Annotated in this window: 9 protein-coding genes; 5 read left to right on the top strand and 4 right to left on the bottom strand. The window is 55.6% G+C overall.

Features of this window, described 5'->3' with window-relative positions:
- The first annotated feature begins 133 nt into the window (after positions 1 to 133).
- Together QYQ99_RS26930 and QYQ99_RS26925 are read left to right on the top strand one after the other, a co-directional pair.
- Positions 134 to 1,375, top strand: a complete 1,242-nt coding sequence (locus QYQ99_RS26930; protein WP_302090771.1) for a TolC family protein — start codon at positions 134 to 136, stop codon at positions 1,373 to 1,375.
- 695 nt (positions 1,376 to 2,070) lie between these two features.
- Positions 2,071 to 2,613: a hypothetical protein gene (locus QYQ99_RS26925; RefSeq protein WP_302090770.1), complete on the top strand. Its 543-nt coding sequence runs from the start codon at positions 2,071 to 2,073 to the stop codon at positions 2,611 to 2,613.
- Positions 2,614 to 3,353: 740 nt separating this feature from the next.
- On the opposite strand, the gene QYQ99_RS26920 is transcribed toward QYQ99_RS26925, so the two are convergent.
- From QYQ99_RS26920 to QYQ99_RS26905, 4 genes are all read right to left on the bottom strand, one after another.
- Positions 3,354 to 4,757, bottom strand: coding sequence for a hypothetical protein (locus QYQ99_RS26920; RefSeq protein WP_302090769.1), 1,404 nt, complete (start codon positions 4,755 to 4,757; stop codon positions 3,354 to 3,356).
- A gap of 32 nt (positions 4,758 to 4,789) precedes the next feature.
- Entirely contained in the window at positions 4,790 to 6,658 is a 1,869-nt protein-coding gene (locus QYQ99_RS26915; RefSeq protein ID WP_302090768.1) for a S8 family serine peptidase, read from the bottom strand.
- 448 nt (positions 6,659 to 7,106) lie between these two features.
- Positions 7,107 to 8,765: a hypothetical protein gene (locus QYQ99_RS26910; RefSeq protein WP_302090767.1), complete on the bottom strand. Its 1,659-nt coding sequence runs from the start codon at positions 8,763 to 8,765 to the stop codon at positions 7,107 to 7,109.
- Between the two features lie 503 nt (positions 8,766 to 9,268).
- Positions 9,269 to 10,600: an MmgE/PrpD family protein gene (locus tag QYQ99_RS26905; RefSeq protein WP_302090766.1), complete on the bottom strand. Its 1,332-nt coding sequence runs from the start codon at positions 10,598 to 10,600 to the stop codon at positions 9,269 to 9,271.
- A gap of 170 nt (positions 10,601 to 10,770) precedes the next feature.
- Here QYQ99_RS26905 and QYQ99_RS26900 point away from each other — a divergent pair, with 170 nt between their 5' ends.
- Genes QYQ99_RS26900 through QYQ99_RS26890 form a run of 3 tightly spaced genes read left to right on the top strand, consistent with a single transcriptional unit; the run spans position 10,771 to position 15,018 of the window.
- Positions 10,771 to 11,925, top strand: coding sequence for an acyl-CoA dehydrogenase family protein (locus QYQ99_RS26900; RefSeq protein ID WP_302090765.1), 1,155 nt, complete (start codon positions 10,771 to 10,773; stop codon positions 11,923 to 11,925).
- 33 nt (positions 11,926 to 11,958) lie between these two features.
- Positions 11,959 to 12,930 (top strand): Bug family tripartite tricarboxylate transporter substrate binding protein, encoded by a 972-nt coding sequence (locus tag QYQ99_RS26895; protein ID WP_302090764.1) that lies wholly within the window; start codon positions 11,959 to 11,961, stop codon positions 12,928 to 12,930.
- Between the two features lie 3 nt (positions 12,931 to 12,933).
- Positions 12,934 to 15,018 carry an acetate--CoA ligase family protein gene (locus tag QYQ99_RS26890; protein WP_302090763.1) on the top strand — a complete coding sequence of 695 codons (2,085 nt, stop codon included), beginning with the start codon at positions 12,934 to 12,936 and terminating at the stop codon, positions 15,016 to 15,018.
- The last annotated feature ends 46 nt before the right edge of the window (positions 15,019 to 15,064 follow it).

Raw genomic sequence — 15,064 nt, 5'->3', positions numbered from 1 at the left:
TGGTGATAGCACCGGCAACGTGGCTAGCCTGCTTAGTGATCCACTACGCAGCGTACCGGAGGCCTTGGCTTTGGGGGTAAAGCCTCCGGGTTCTGTACAGTCTCTGGTTTGCTTGCCAGCCAGTGACTTGGACATGGAGCTCTCACTGCGCGATGCAGTCCATATGGCGCTTTGCGCAAATCCCAAAGTCCAACTGGCGTGGATTGCCATCAAAACTCAGGCCAACAACTTGGGGCAAGCGCGTTCAAGCTACCTGCCCAAAGTCAATGCGTCTGCAAGACGGTTGAATGATTCGACCTGGCTCAGTGATGGAAGGCAATCGGCATCAACGGAGCGTTGGGGGACAAGTGCTTCCGTTTCCATGATCTGGCGGCTACTGGATTTTGGAACACGCGGTCACAACGTGGATGCTGCCAACGATCTTTTAGCTGCGGCTTTGGCGACGCATGATGCAGTGCTGCAGCAGACAATGGCATCTGTCATTCAAGCCTACTTTGATGTCCAGGCCGCGCAGGCATTGCTGGATGGACGGCAGGCCAGTTTGGCATTGGCTCGCAGCACTCAAGACACAGCACTGAGAAAAGTCTCCGCAGGATCGGGGTCCATGAGCGAAAGCCTGCAAACCAAGACCGCTATGGCACGTGCAATGCTTGAGGTTTCACGGGCCGAAGGTAGTCTCGCGCAAGCACAAGTTGTGCTCGCTAATGCGATTGCTGTCTCTCCTGAATCAAGGATCAAGTTGCCAGTACTTTCTGCCCCAGACAGAGCTCAGTTGCAGAAGGCCCTTCAATCATGGCTTTCTGAGGCGAAAGAACGACACCCTGCAATCACTGCTGCGCGACTGCAAGAAGCTGCGGCAAAAGCACAAGTCAAATCAGTACGAGCAGACGGATTGCCATCGCTGGATCTCATGGCTGCTTATTACCGAAATGGCAGACCAGAACAAGGGTTGAGCAGCTCACCTGTTCGAGAGAGACAGATTGGTGTTGTGCTCAATATTCCTTTGTTTGAAGGGTTTGAGCGCACCTATCGAATCAGATCGGCGGAAACCATTGCAGAGCAGCGACAAGCAGAGTTGCGTGATGTGGAGCTGAAAATAGCTACAGAAGTTGCGCAGGCGTACGCGGGTGCCTCTGCTGCATTGACGGGCCTTGAAGCCTCAGACTTATTGCTACAAAGCGCGAAAGAATCCCAGGCTAGTTCGAATAGGCGCTACCAACATGGTGTAGCTGATGTGCTTGAAGTTTTAAGCACCCAGCAGGCACTAGCAGATGCTCAGCAACAACGAAGCCGAAGCGTGGCTGAGTGGCATGCTGCTAGTCTGCGATTGGTTGCGGCAGCCGGGAGATTGGGGATGCTTGAGTTGGAGAACTAAAGTGCTGGGATATTGGACTGTCCCTAGGGGCGTTCCACAATGTAGCGCCTGCTCAATCTGAACAATTCGCTTTTCGGTAGCCGCTCCGATCCAACCAGTCTTAGCGTCTCAGCGAGTGGTGAGACCGGGGCGGTACCTCTAGTGCGTAGCATGTGAGAGCCAGTCTTTGATTGGCGCGGAGCCACGAATCTTAGTGATACTGACTAAATGACTGGTCTTGGCAGTGTTGCAGCCGTTCGGTCTGCGAAAAGTCCAAAGACCGTTATCAGCGGTAGCAGCCATCAGGCCGCCAGAACTGGATGACGGTAGCCAGCCTAGACCTGCCGTTCAGGGCTACTTACAGGACGACAGCTTCTGGCCGACTGACGACGGCCCGCACCCGTTGTCTGCCTGTCCTCAACCGGACGCTCAAGGTGCAGCCCTGAAAGTCAGCTTTGCGGTGCTGCGCCCACTGGTAGCTAGGCCCGGCTTCGGCCAAAAGCCGACATTGAGGAGAACGGGTTAAGCGACTGCTCCGACCAGAAGCAGTCGTGTTAGGTGACCTGAAAGGGCAAGACACCTAGGTAAGCGTAGTACGTAGCCAGGGGCCCCGACCAAATCATCTTGACGTCAATCTCGCTGACGCTCACGATGATGGTATTCAGTGAAACCGTGACCGCGGTGCTGCGGTGTGCTTGCTTTCAGTGAGGTGATTCATGCTTATCGCAGCAATCGCGACGATTTTCTTGATATCAGTCTTGGGATTGCTTCTTGCGTATTGGCTAAGCAGTAAAGATAGAATGAAACTACAGCGTGCGAGATATGTTTTGCGGAAAAATATCGAGCACTTGGATACAAGTGTATCTATTCAAGAATTGATTAATTCTTGCAAATTTGATATTTCCTCTTGCCAAGGAATGTTGGCCACTACTAAGATATTAATCGAATCGCTTCGATTGTATGATTTCATTCCAGCCAGTAGAGTCCGAATGAAATATTTGATGAGCGCAGACTTAAAAAATGATGAAAATATTTTGGAAAAAATAGAACCATATTCCTATGACCTCATAGAAGGACTTTTTTCTATTGGAGATAAAGAAATATGGGAGCGAGAGTGTAAAATTGGTTCAATTCCATCCAAAGAGGAAGAATTAATAGAATTAATATTGGAAATGACGGTTGGCGATTTTTTGGAATTTTTTGCACCTCTTGCAAAGCAGGAGAAATTACAGAATTCTCGCCTCAGGCCTGATATTTGAATGCTACTGGTTAGTACTAGTGCATGGGTGACTGATTTAAAAGTGGTAACTGAAGGGTCTCGGTACCCCCTTCAGAAGCAGCAATTGTTGCAAAGCAGACATGGACCGGCAAAGCTCAAATGACTGCAATGGGTCGTTTGCTGGTTGACGCGAACGACCGCTGGCGGGGGACTCAGCCTTGTAGCGTTGATGCACAGGATCTGGCGTCAGGGAACGACCGCTTATGTCGGCAGCAGACATTGGGAACCGAGGCGCGAACGACAACAACGGGTCGGCAGCGCCTGTTCATGGGCCGCAATAGCGGACTTCCTGCAGTCCCTCGGGCTGCACTGACGCTCACGGTCTGCTGCTCATCAAAAACCTGTCGTTGGGCAGCCATCAGCCCTGGTGCTCGGATGTCCACTATGAGGCTGTGACCGACAGTCGCTCTGCAGCAGCGAACCGCAGCAACCGCTGAAAAGTCGACCTCGGAATCAGAGGTCGGCTTCAGGCTGGGAGCCACCATCAAGTTCAAGCCCCTCGATGGCTGCTGATGTCGATACCAGACAGTCCGTGGTGATCGACCTGAACTACTGCTCTACGTCCCCAGCCTGCCGTTGGACGCATCAGCAGGTCCGGCAGGATCTCAATGACCGCTTTTGCAAACGCCGAACTGGTGTTGTCGTCCAAAAGCAGAAGTTCGAGATGCGTTGCGGTTGCAGTCGACGCCCCTCCCAATGCGGCGGTTGAGCGCTCCAGGATCAAGGGCAGACAGAGTCAGCTTTCGTTATGGCACAGCCCGAGAACGTATTCGTACCGGCCTTGGTCACCTCCAACTCCGGCGCGCTCGTCGACTGCTCCCGGGCGCCACTTACCAGCACCTTGCCGGCCTGGTCGAGCACGTGATATAGCACTTCCACATGATTGGTGGCCATGATCTGCTGGCTTGTCCAGGCCGAGGTCTTGGTGATTTGTACGTCTTGGGCCGACACCGTCAATACCAAGCGCGGTTTGTCTTTCCATTTCTTGTCAAAACCAGCCCACATCAAGGCCTCGGTGACGTCCGCTTGGCGTGTCTTAAGGGAGTCGAAAAAGGTCTTGAACCGTTTGACCGCCGGCTCCACGAGATGAAGCTGCTGCGCCAGCGGCAGAAACCCTTGGACTTTGGCATCGGCGTCTGCGATCTTCCGCGCGGACCGCTCTTGCCCGGTCTTCGCCTTTTCCGCAGCAAGCGCGCCTTTGGCGGCGGCCTGTTGGGTTGTCATAGCTGCCAGCTTCCCATCGTAAGTGTCAACAAATGCGATCAGCGTGTTCAGCGCAGCGTCCAAGTCGGAAGAGTCCAGGTCCAACCGAAGCGAGGTCTCCAGATCTGTGTTAACCAATTGGTTTGGACAGCGTGCCCCTATGGACTTCTCGATCAAAGCCGCGCGGGAGGTGTTTGCGACGGTCGCCAAAGCGTAGTCCGACCGGAAAGTCTTGGCGAGATCCTGGACGCCGCCAACCAGATAGCGGGCAACTTGGAGGCTTGCCACCACCGCTGCGGCTGACTGCAGATTCACTTGGTCAAGTGTCGCCTGCTGGTCTTCAGCGTACTTCTTGAGGGAATTTACCTCTGCCATGAAGAGCCTCGTGCGCACGAGCTTCTCGTCGAAGCCTGCCGGGGCGATGTAAGCGCCAGAGACGTTCGCATCCTTCAAGTCAGCACAGATCTTATTTGCAATATCTAAGGAAGCCCAGGCGCTGCCCGAGCGGGTGGCTAGCAACTGCGTCGTGCTGCCATCAGTTATGCTGATCGCCCCCTCCTTGCCAATGTTAGGAGCTCCCCCGAAAGCCTCCTTTAACTTGGTGGCCAGCAGCAGGTCGTTACCAACCTTCGCCCCCGAGACTGCGCCTGCTGCCTGGAGGTCAAGCAGCTTCTCGGCATCAGCCTGCCGGGCGAGAAGGCGCTGCGCCGCTACCTGCTTCTGGGCCTGATCCATGGTTTTGAGATCGGCGTCCTTAAGGGCTTGATCAGCCTGCAGTAGTTGCAGTTGCAACTGCTTGAGCTTGATCTGGGCTTCCAGCGCCGCCGTGTCGTCCGTCAGCGTTTGTGCATCGGCCTGCAGTGCCCCTGCCCACAGCAGCATGGCCGCAACAAGGCGGCCCGTCACCTGTTGAAGTGCCATCGTTCGCTCCCTATTGATTAAAAACGTTAAAGTCAGTTGCTCGGCGAACCCAGCAGCTTCTGCCACGTGACGTTGAAACGCATGCTGTCCTGCTGGGTCAGAGTGCGCAAGTTCTTGATGCGCGTCTTCTGCTGGATCTGCCATATCGAGCGCTGGCCATCGGTGGCTGGCGGGATGGCGATATAGGCCTCGCGCGCCGCTAGCAGCCACGCCACGCGGGGCGTCGAGAAACTGGTACCGCACAACTTTGTGTTGGAGATTTCGCCCGGGTATCCCAAGGCCAGAACATCGACTCCCTCCGCTTGGGAGAAGTGGCTAGAGGAGCACAAGTACTTGGTGCCGTCGCTGTTCTCCACCCCGATCACGTCACCAGGATTGGTACTGCGGTAGGCGAACTGCACCCGCTGCTCTTGTACGTTTACTGTCGCGGTGTTGCCAGCGGCGGCCAGCATTAGTCCGTAGCTGTACTCCGGAAAGTAGATTTGCCAGGCCAGCTCCCGGGACGTCCAGGACATGGACAGGAAATGCGGTGTCTGCGACGCGTCGGAGTACAGCTTCAGGAAGAACGCTAACTGCTCAATGAGCGCTTGGTCTGTGAGAATGCTGTTGGGGCCGGTGGCGTTGAACGGGCTCAAGAAAGGAGATATCTTGCCTTTCTGGTCGGCGAAGCTCTTGGCAGCAAAGCTACGCGCAGTGTCAATTTGGTCTTTCTGTGGCGGCGACCACACCAGTTGGGCGCTGAAGTTGTTGGACTTGATGCGCGCGAGGTATGCTAAGTAGAGGATCTCGCGCAGCAGCGGCCGGGACCCGTCTTGCGCCGTTCCCATCGGAATGAATACCACGCTTACCCCATGGCCCTTGTCATTGCAGGTGAAAGATCGCAGGCTCGCCTTAATGGCGGACGCATGTGTGCTGATGTTCGGATACGGCCCAATACCGGGCGGGAATGAGGTTCCCTTTATCTTAGATAGCTCGTCAATGTCGCTCAGCGTCGACATGGGCCCGTCCAGCTTGAACTTAGCTCGGATCAGCTTCGATGCGTTGACGACGAAGTCTCGAGCCTTCAGGAACTCCTCGTCATCAGGCCAGGAATCGTCCAGCACTACGACAGTCGCCTGGGTGCGAGGCTTGACGGCCAAGATGTTCGCCAGCGCAGGATCTACCGCCGGGCAATCATCGCTGATTGGCGCCGCTACGGGCGCGGCGCCGAACTCAGCCGTAAAGGGTACCTGAAGGGCTGCGTAGCGGAAGTCGGTGGGTACGTCCTCGTCTGCAGGGGCAGCAAAGGCTTTCGCCGCACCCAACGGCAACTGGCGGATCTGCAGCACCGTCTGCGCTCCTGCTCGCCCCAGTTGAGAAACGACAGGCTTGCCGCTGAGCGAATTCTTGTCTGCATCCCAAGCATTGGCCCCGCGGTCTAGCGTAGAGATTTTCGCAGAAGCGTTCAGTACGTTGAAAGGGGATTGCTTACTTTTACTGGCTTGCGGCAAATCCGGAACGATCAGCGGGCCCGGCTTCAAGTCACTGTCCTTTTCCAGGTTGTTCGCTTGTTTGATCTGCTCGACCAACGCTCCATAGACAGCCGGTGTCCTGGTGCTGCTAACATTGAAGTGCTGGCTGACCACCGCCGACAGTGTGTTGTTAGCCTGGACCTCCACGTTACGCGGCAGGGACTTGGCCACAAGTGCTTTGATCGTTTCGGCCGAGAATTTCGGATCGTGGAGATCAGCTGGCACAACGCGCCACAGCAGGATGCCATCGTCGTCGGATGCCTCTGTGGATTGAATAGGTGAAGCATTGGCAGCTTGCACCCATGGAGCGGCCACCGAGCCGATAGAGAAGGTCCACATCAGCCAGCAGCACCCGCGGGCTAAAGTCGCCGTTACGGCGATTTTTCTCATGAACTCTCCTTGCCCTAAATTGAGAATCAATCTATGACGGATCAGGAAGTTGGGCAAGACATTCTGAAAAAATATTTGTGGATGATCTGCCCAAATATGAGCACGCTGTTGCTGGGATGCCTCCAATCACCGCACAAGCACATCTCACTCATCAGAGCCACGGCTGCTGTTGTGCACGTAGGGCACAGACCACAGTTGCCAAACGGCTCGGCGCCGTCGACTCGCCAATTGAGAAGAAAAAACGAGACCCTGTTCTTGCTGATGGACTCCCTCAAAATGGACCTTGGCATGCCTCTGCTTTTGGCCGGTAGGCGACCGTCTCAGAACGGCCAGGAGCGGTCATAGGCAGCAGGCAGGTTTGGAGATGAAAAATCAACTTCGGCGAGGTCCGCAGCTCGCGCACGCCAGCCTGGATTAGTCGGAGCGCTCCAAATATGTCTGCTGCTGGCTAGACGCCATATCTGCTAACGCGGATTGCGTTCAGTAAGCTCGTAGCTTTGATACGTTCGAGGGCCTCCTTTGCCTTGGCTGTGATCTCAGCGTGTTCACTGTCTGCCCACCGCAGCGACCATTTGACCAGGCTCGACAACTTGACCTCATCGTGCTGCTTCAAAAACATAGCTTGGTAGTCGTCCACAGATGCCATCTTCATCGCTTCAAGGTGTTCAGGGTTGTAGCCACTGTTCTTGGCCATAAAGGTAACTGCCTCCTCCAACCCGGGCAATTGCGTGAGCCTAGAGTGAGCGGCTTCGAAAGTGGCACGCAGCTTGGTGTCGTCGATTGAGCCGCCAAAAGGGTGCTCCTTCAGATCGAAAGTCTTTGGCTTACCCCTGTTCGCTTCAACGAACTTGTCAATCAGATCGTCGGCGAGGTCATCTCGCAGTAGATCTCTCAATAACCGGACGGTAGCGTTGAGATCGCCACTGCTGATTTGGGCTATCGCGTGGAGCGCGGAGTCATGAAGCTCCGCGATGAATACGTCCTGGTCGTCAGAGAATGAATCATGGAAGCGGCGCCAAACCGCAGTGAACGGCACAGACATCTCGGCGCTTCGCAGTTCCTCGTCCAACTTTTTCGCAACTTCGACAAACCCTGTACCTTCAACATAGCCGCGTTCGACGACACGAGCAATGGCCAAATCGAGGTCATCGACGTGCGTGAAGCCGTAGGCCTTCAGCCGCCTCACCCAGGCTAAGGTCAGAGGATCTAGGTCGGCTTCCTCCTTGGAAGACATTAGGGATTTGTTCCAGTTCTCGATCTCCTCAATCTTTGGCTTTGACATGTCAGGGGCGTATGCGCACCAACACAGCAAAACGGTGGTCGCAATGGCCGCCTCGATCACGTCGGAGTGCATGTGCACCATTTCCGAAGCGATTCGCATGATCAGCTGTTGTAGCTTGCGCAGGATCCGCACGTTCGTGATGCCAAGATCGACGACATGACGCAAGGCGAGATCGCGCTTCGGAAAAGCGGCATCAAACACGAGGTCGAAAGCCTCTTGAACTGTCGGCGCGTATAGGACCTCAAAGTCAATCGCTTTCTCTCGGTAGGCGCGGTATGCATCCTTTGCGCCAAGCTTTTCAGCGTTGAAGATCAGGACGACTTTGCAGCCGCGTTCCTCTCTAAGTTCCGTGATCAGCCCCAAGACGTCCTCCGCCGTAATTGTGGTTTGGCGCTCAAAGTCGTCAAAGCACACCAGTGTGTCGCGGACTGCGCTGGGAGCTAGAGCCTCCAGACCCAGCGAGACGCTGCTGCCATGGGGCAGGCTCCTCATCATCGGACCGAATCGCTCATACTGTCCTTTTAGCCAGTCCTTTGCGATTGAGCACCAGTGCTCGTTGATCGTGGCGAAATCGAGCTTCTGGCCGAGAGTCGACACCGCGACCGACTTGGTAAACAACGATATCCGCAACTCGGCCATGCTGTTGATGCCGAAGAGACTGACATAGCAGTAGTGTTTGAACTTGATACTGTCCTTGTGCGTCAACAGCGCTTCGCGCCACGCGTAGGTTTTGCCGGTGCCCCAAGCTCCCGTCAACGCAAGGACGTTCGTTTCCGCACCACCCAGAAAATCCTTCAGCACTGTCTTGGAAATCTGTACGCTCATCCTTCCTCCTGGCTGTTCTTTGGAATGACAGGATACCGGGATGAAGAGGCTGCAAAAATTCGCGTTGTACGAGCGGCCCCGGGTTGAGGTACACCACCAAATTTGGCGTCCGCTTGGCGGTGCCACTGCGAGCTAGGGCTACGTCTGCTCAGGGTCGAGGCTGTGTGAAAACTCGCTCAAGTAGGAAATTCAGGGGTCTTCACACCATTACCCTGGTCCAGAAAAACGCATACCGAGCGATCTGAGAGGTCAGTTTTTTGCCGATACCAATGCTGGATGTGTTTTCACACAGCCTCGGTCGATCGCAGGCCCTCGCCGATGGCCGCTAACCGGCATGCAAACTGGCCGTGCACGAATTGCTACTCCGCTTGGGGTTGTGTGACGCCTGAACTATGTGTTGGGCGCCAACGGCGTCCTAAGCGATGGCTACAGCGACAATGGCGCTGTCGATTTCCACATCGCCAATGCCAAGTTAAGCGCCGCCACCGAAGGCGATCAGCTAACTAAAAAAAATGCAGGTTGGGTGCAGATTCCAGCTTCCACAGCTGTGCTGATACGGCGCGTAGCTTGCTCTTACCCAGTGTGGCCGTCGCCAGCTCCTCCAACTTGCTTTGCAGATCCTGGTCGGTTAGCGGCATGTCCGGGTCTCCCTTGCGCGTCGGCTGAAGAAAACGCAGTTCCTGCCCATCGTTCAAGCGGATGGTAACTTCGGCGGCACGCTGGCCCGGGAACTGGCTGTCCAGGTCCGGGTGAACCGATAGCGACACTTTTTTCATCAACGCACGTGTTGCTGGGTGGTGCAGGTGCTGCTCATCGAAAGCGGCCAGACGCACGCTGCCAAACAACAATGCGGTGCAAACCACGTAAGGAATGCTGAAGCGAGCCTCTGCAGCAGTGAAGGGCGCGGGGTTACCTGCCACGGCCAATGCGGGGCTGTAGGTGGCGATGTCGATATGCCTAATCGTTTCGGTGGGGAAGCCATATGTGCGCTGCAACTCCAAAGCGCCATCAATAGCCGCAAAGGTATGACCGCAGCATGCATGGTTCTTGAAGGTCATCTCGGTGATGTTGAAGACTTCACCCAAATCGGCGAGAACGGCGGTCCAATCGGGTGTGTTGCTCATGGCGACACCCAAGCCCATTTGGCCTTCGAACACATTGATTGAACCTGTGATGCCTTGCTGGGCCATCAGGGCAGCAGCCACTCCGGCTTCAGCTGCGCGGCCTGAGTGCAGAGGCTTGGACATGGAGTCCATCTGAAAGGCCTGCTGCAGACCCGCTGCAAAAGTCGCTGAAGTACACAGTGCATGGGTGAATCGGGTGCCATCCAATCCCAGCAAATAGGCGGCTGACGCTGCCGCACCGAAACAGCCAACGGTGCCAGTGCTGTGCCAGTACCTGTAGTGGGCACGGCCTAGGACCTGGCCAATACGGGTGGAAATTTCATAACCGACGATAACCGCCTTCAGAAATTCGCTTCCTGTGGCATTCACCTGCTGAGCCACGGCCAGAGCTGCAGAAATAGTGGGTGCGCCGGGGTGGTAGATAGCGTGTTTGAAGATGTCATCGACCTCCGCTGCGTGAGATGCTGTGCCGTTGATCAAGGCGGCCGCTTTCACGGTGGCAGCTCGGCCCAAAGCTAGGCGCGCCGGTCCCCGGTCCAGATCGTCTGCCATGGCAGCTTCCAGAAAAGAGGTCGGATGCATGTGATAGCCAGCAATCAGGGCTGCGTACCAGTCCACCACAGCGCGCTGGGCATGGCTAAAAACGGCGGGACTAACTGGTTGTGTATGGAAGAGGGCACCAAATTGGCCCAAGGTTTCGCTGACGTACATAGGAAATGGGCGCCGTAAGCGGCAAGCAGTGAAAGTGATTGCTAAGGATAAAAGCGAGTGCTGGCATTAGATATATCTTTAACTCATATCTCGTGGCGAAATAGGAAGAACTCCATGGCTTTATCGGCAGAGATCATTCAGGTCATTCGTCAACAGAGCCTGAGATCACCATGGACTTCAATCTTTCCGTAGAACACCAAGCATTCGCCGACAGCGTGGCCCGCTTTGCTAAAGACAAACTGGCAGTTGGCGCACTAGAGCGGGCCCATTCTCCTCACTACCCTTGGGAAACTGCGAAGCTGCTGTCCGAGCAAGGTTTGCTTGGCATTGCTTTCCCAGAGGAGGATGGTGGCCAGGGTGGTACCTTGATGCATGCTGTGCTTGCGATTGAGCAGGTGGCGCTGGTCTGCCCTAAGAGCGCCGACATTGTGCAGGCTGGCAACTTTGGCCCCATCCGGACCTTTGTGGAATATGCCACGCCCGAGCAAAAAACGCGCTTCTTGCCTGACTTGCTGGCGGGAAAAAAGCTCATCTCTCTCGGCATGACAGAACCAGATGCTGGATCAGCAGTGACCGAGCTTAAGACCTCGGCGGTGCTGGATGGTGACCACTACGTCATCAACGGCAGCAAGGTATTTTCCACGCACAGCCCTGAAGCCGAACTGTTCCTGATTTACGTGCGTTTTGGGCCCGGTGTTGACGGCATTGGCTCTGTGCTTGTGGAACGCGGAACACCCGGATTCGAAGTCGGGAAACCTTCCAACTTTATGAATGGCGAGCAGTGGTCTCAGCTGTATTTCGAAAATTGCCGCATTCCTAAGGCTAATTTGCTGTTGGGTGAGGGCGGCTTCAAAAAACAGATATCGGGCTTCAACGTAGAGCGCTTGGGGAATGCATCGCGTGCGCTAGCACTGGGCCGATACGCTTTCAACATGGCCCGCGAGCATGCCATGGTGCGTAAGCAGTTCGGCCGCGAGTTGTGCGATTTCCAAGGCTTGCAGTGGAAGTTTGCCGAGATGTGGATGAAGCTGGAGCAGGCTCAGTTGCAGCTCTACAAGGCCGCTTTGGAGGGCGAACACGGCTTGCCTAGTGCGCAAAGCACAGCCATGGCCAAGCTGGCCTGCAATTTGGCGGGCTGGGAAGCGTCCAATGAGGCGATGCAGATCATGGGAGGCATGGGATTTAGCCAGGAGGCGTTGGTCGAGTACTGCGTGCGTCGTACCCGAGGCTGGATGATCGCCGGCGGTTCGATCGAAGTGTTGAAGAACCGCATTGCCGAAGGCGTGTTCGGCCGTACGTTCTCTCAGCGTGCACCCATGAAATAAGTCCGACACCTATTACATAAAAGGAGACACAAAATGCTACGACGTACATGGATGGCAGCGATAGCAGCCATGAGCGGATTTACCCTGGCAACAGGCGTAGTGGCTACAGAGGTTTATCCGTCCAAGCCTGTAAAGATTATTGTTGGCTTTCAGGCAGGAGGCCCAACCGACGTGGTTGCACGATTGGTAGCCAAGGCGCTACAAGACGAACTTAAAGGCGCCTTTATTGTCGAGAACAAGCCTGGTGCCACAAGTAATATCGCCTCGGAAATGGTGGCTGCGTCCCCGGCAGACGGTTATACGCTGCTCCTGGCGGCAGCACCGTTGACGATGAATAAGTTTGTGTTTCCTAAGCAGAGGTTCGATCCGGTCAAAAGCTTTGAGCCTATTTCCAAAGTGTCCTCGGCCCCAGGGATACTGGCGGTCAGCAACAAGCTGAACATCAAGACTTACAAAGAGTTTGAGGAGCTGGCGAGGAAAAAGCCCGGCGCGCTGAGCTATGGAACTACCGGGGCGGGTGGCACTCAACATATGGCAACGCTGCGGCTGGAGCAGCTTGCGGGCCTCGAAATGCTGCATGTCCCGTACTCGGGCGGCTCTGGGGCACTCAACGACCTTATCGCAGGGGTGGTAGATGTTGCGTTCATGACCTCGACAGGTGCAATGCCCAATCTGGAAGCAGGCAAAGTACGCGCTCTTGCAGTGGCTGGCCCCAGCCGTTTGCCCGGCTTGCCAAACGTTCCCACGTTTAAAGAGGTGGGGCTTCCAGGTATGGTTTCCGATTCATGGAATGGATTGCTTGCTCCTGTCGGCACACCCAAGCCCATTGTCGACAAACTGGCTGCGGCCATTGCCAAGGCCGTCAAGACAAAGGAGATCAAGGACATTTTGATTCCCCAAGGGGCTGTACTGATTGGCAATTCGCCCAGCGAGTTCAAGACTGAGCTGCAGGCAGAAGTAGCCCATTGGTCTGAGCAGTTCAAGAACTTGAAAATAGAAAAGTAAGCAATGTCCAAGACACCTGCACAAGAGCGAATCCTTTCCCAGGCTCTGCTATATCCCACCAGTATCGCTCTGGTCGGTGCATCCGATGACGTAAAAAAAACTGGTGGTCGTCCCTTGCAGTTTTTACGCCGGGCAGGGTTCAGCGGCAAGATATATCCGATTAACCCCAGCCGCTCGGTAGTACAGGGGGAGAAAGCTTGGCCTAGTCTGGCCGCCTTGCCCGAGGTGCCAGAACATGTGTTTGTGCTCTCGCCCACTGAAACTGTCGTGGCCACAGTTCAGGAATGCGCAGACTTAGGGGTCAAGTTGGTAACTGTGCTTGCCAGTGGATTCTCGGAATCCGGCCCCGAAGGTGTGGAGCGCGAAGACGATTTACGTGCCATTGCTAGCAAAACTGGAATCCGCGTTCTCGGTCCCAGCAGCTTGGGGGTAGTCAACCCTGGCAATGGCTTGATGCTCACTGCGAATGCGGCATTTGCTGAACCTGACATGCCTAAAGGCAATGTATTTGTGGCCTCGCACAGCGGCAGCATGATTGGTGCTCTGGTTTCGCGCGGCAAGGCACGCGGTGTGGGCTTTGCAGGTCTGGTGTCCGTGGGCAGCGAAGTCGATCTGAGCGTTGGCGAAATTTGCGCATGCACGTTGGACGACCCCAATATTCAGGGCTACGTGCTGTTTCTGGAGAGCCTGCGTCACGGAGACGCTCTACAGGATTTCGCCCGTGCAGCAGCCGCACGTGGTAAGCCCGTAGTGGCGTACAAGCTGGGGCGTTCCAGCGCTGCGGCTGAGATGGCTGCCACACACACTGGTGCGCTTGCCGGCGAGGATGATATTGCCGATGCTTTTCTGAAAGATCTGGGCGTAGTTCGGGTAGAAATGCTGGAAACGCTGTTTGAAGTGTTCCCACTGGCCAAAAAGCTCCCACTCGGCCGCCTGTGCGGTAAGCGTGTGGGGATTGTTACCACAACCGGTGGAGGTTCAGCCATGGTCGTGGACCAACTGGGCGTGCGCGATGTCTCCGTACAACCAGCCTCGGCCGAGACAGTGGCCAAGTTACAGGCTGCGGGAATCCCGGGCAGTGCTGGTCGAGTACTCGACTTGACACTGGCTGGCACCAAATACGAGGTGATGAAAAAGGCGCTGGACATTTTGCTAGAGGCACCGGAATTCGATTTGGTGGTTGCTGTCGTAGGTTCCTCGGCTCGGTTCCAGCCCGATCTGGCTGTCAAGCCCATCATCGACAGTGCTCGGCACACCAAGCCTTTGTTGGCTGTGTTGGTGCCAGATGCGCCAAATGCTTTGGCGCATCTGACAGCGGCTGACATTCCCTGCTTTCGCACACCAGAAGCCTGTGCTGATGCGATTGCAGCTGTGTTTTCGCGCCGCACACCCGGCATTCGCGCTTTCACACTCGGCCACGACGCGAACACAAAGCTTCGAAGCCTAAGCGAAGCTCAGGCTTATGAGCTGATGGATCAATTAAATGTTCCGCATGCACCTGCGGCCACCTTTGATCTGAACCAGTCCCCAACGCAGCTGCCCTTTGCCTTTCCCGTGGTGGCCAAGGTCTGTTCTGCGCATATTCCCCATAAAACCGAGGTCGGAGGCGTAGTCCTGGGCATTCAGAATGCTCAGGAGCTGGGGAAGGCATTTGGCACCCTGGCCACCAATCTTGCAAAGCATGCGCCTGGCGTGCTTTGCAACGAGGTACTGGTACAGCCCATGCGGCAGGGATTGACTGAGGTGCTGGTCGGTTACCGGGTGGATCCGGACGCTGGCCCCATCATCATGCTAGCAGTGGGAGGCATCTGGGCTGAAGTCATGCGTGATCGCAGTATCCGCCTAGCGCCAGTCAGCGTGGATACGGCACGCGAGATGATTGCGGAAGTCAAGATGCTCAGAACCGTCTCTGGTTTGCGTGGCAAGGCGAAGGGTGACCTGGATGCTTTGGCACAGGTCATTGCAAACCTTTCACTGTTGGCTGTTCGTCCAGAGTTCAATGTTCTGGAAGCAGAAGTTAATCCCCTCATGGTCATGCCTGAAGGCCAAGGCGTGATGGCCGTGGATGCTCTAATCATCAAAGCCTGAAGCTGCATCCGTGAACTTGCTCCGCTCTGGCAGTGCTTCCTGCTCG

It is taken from the genome of Comamonas testosteroni (assembly GCF_030505195.1).
Classification (GTDB): domain Bacteria; phylum Pseudomonadota; class Gammaproteobacteria; order Burkholderiales; family Burkholderiaceae_C; genus Comamonas; species Comamonas testosteroni_G.
This window is presented reverse-complemented; position numbering and strand designations above follow the sequence as displayed.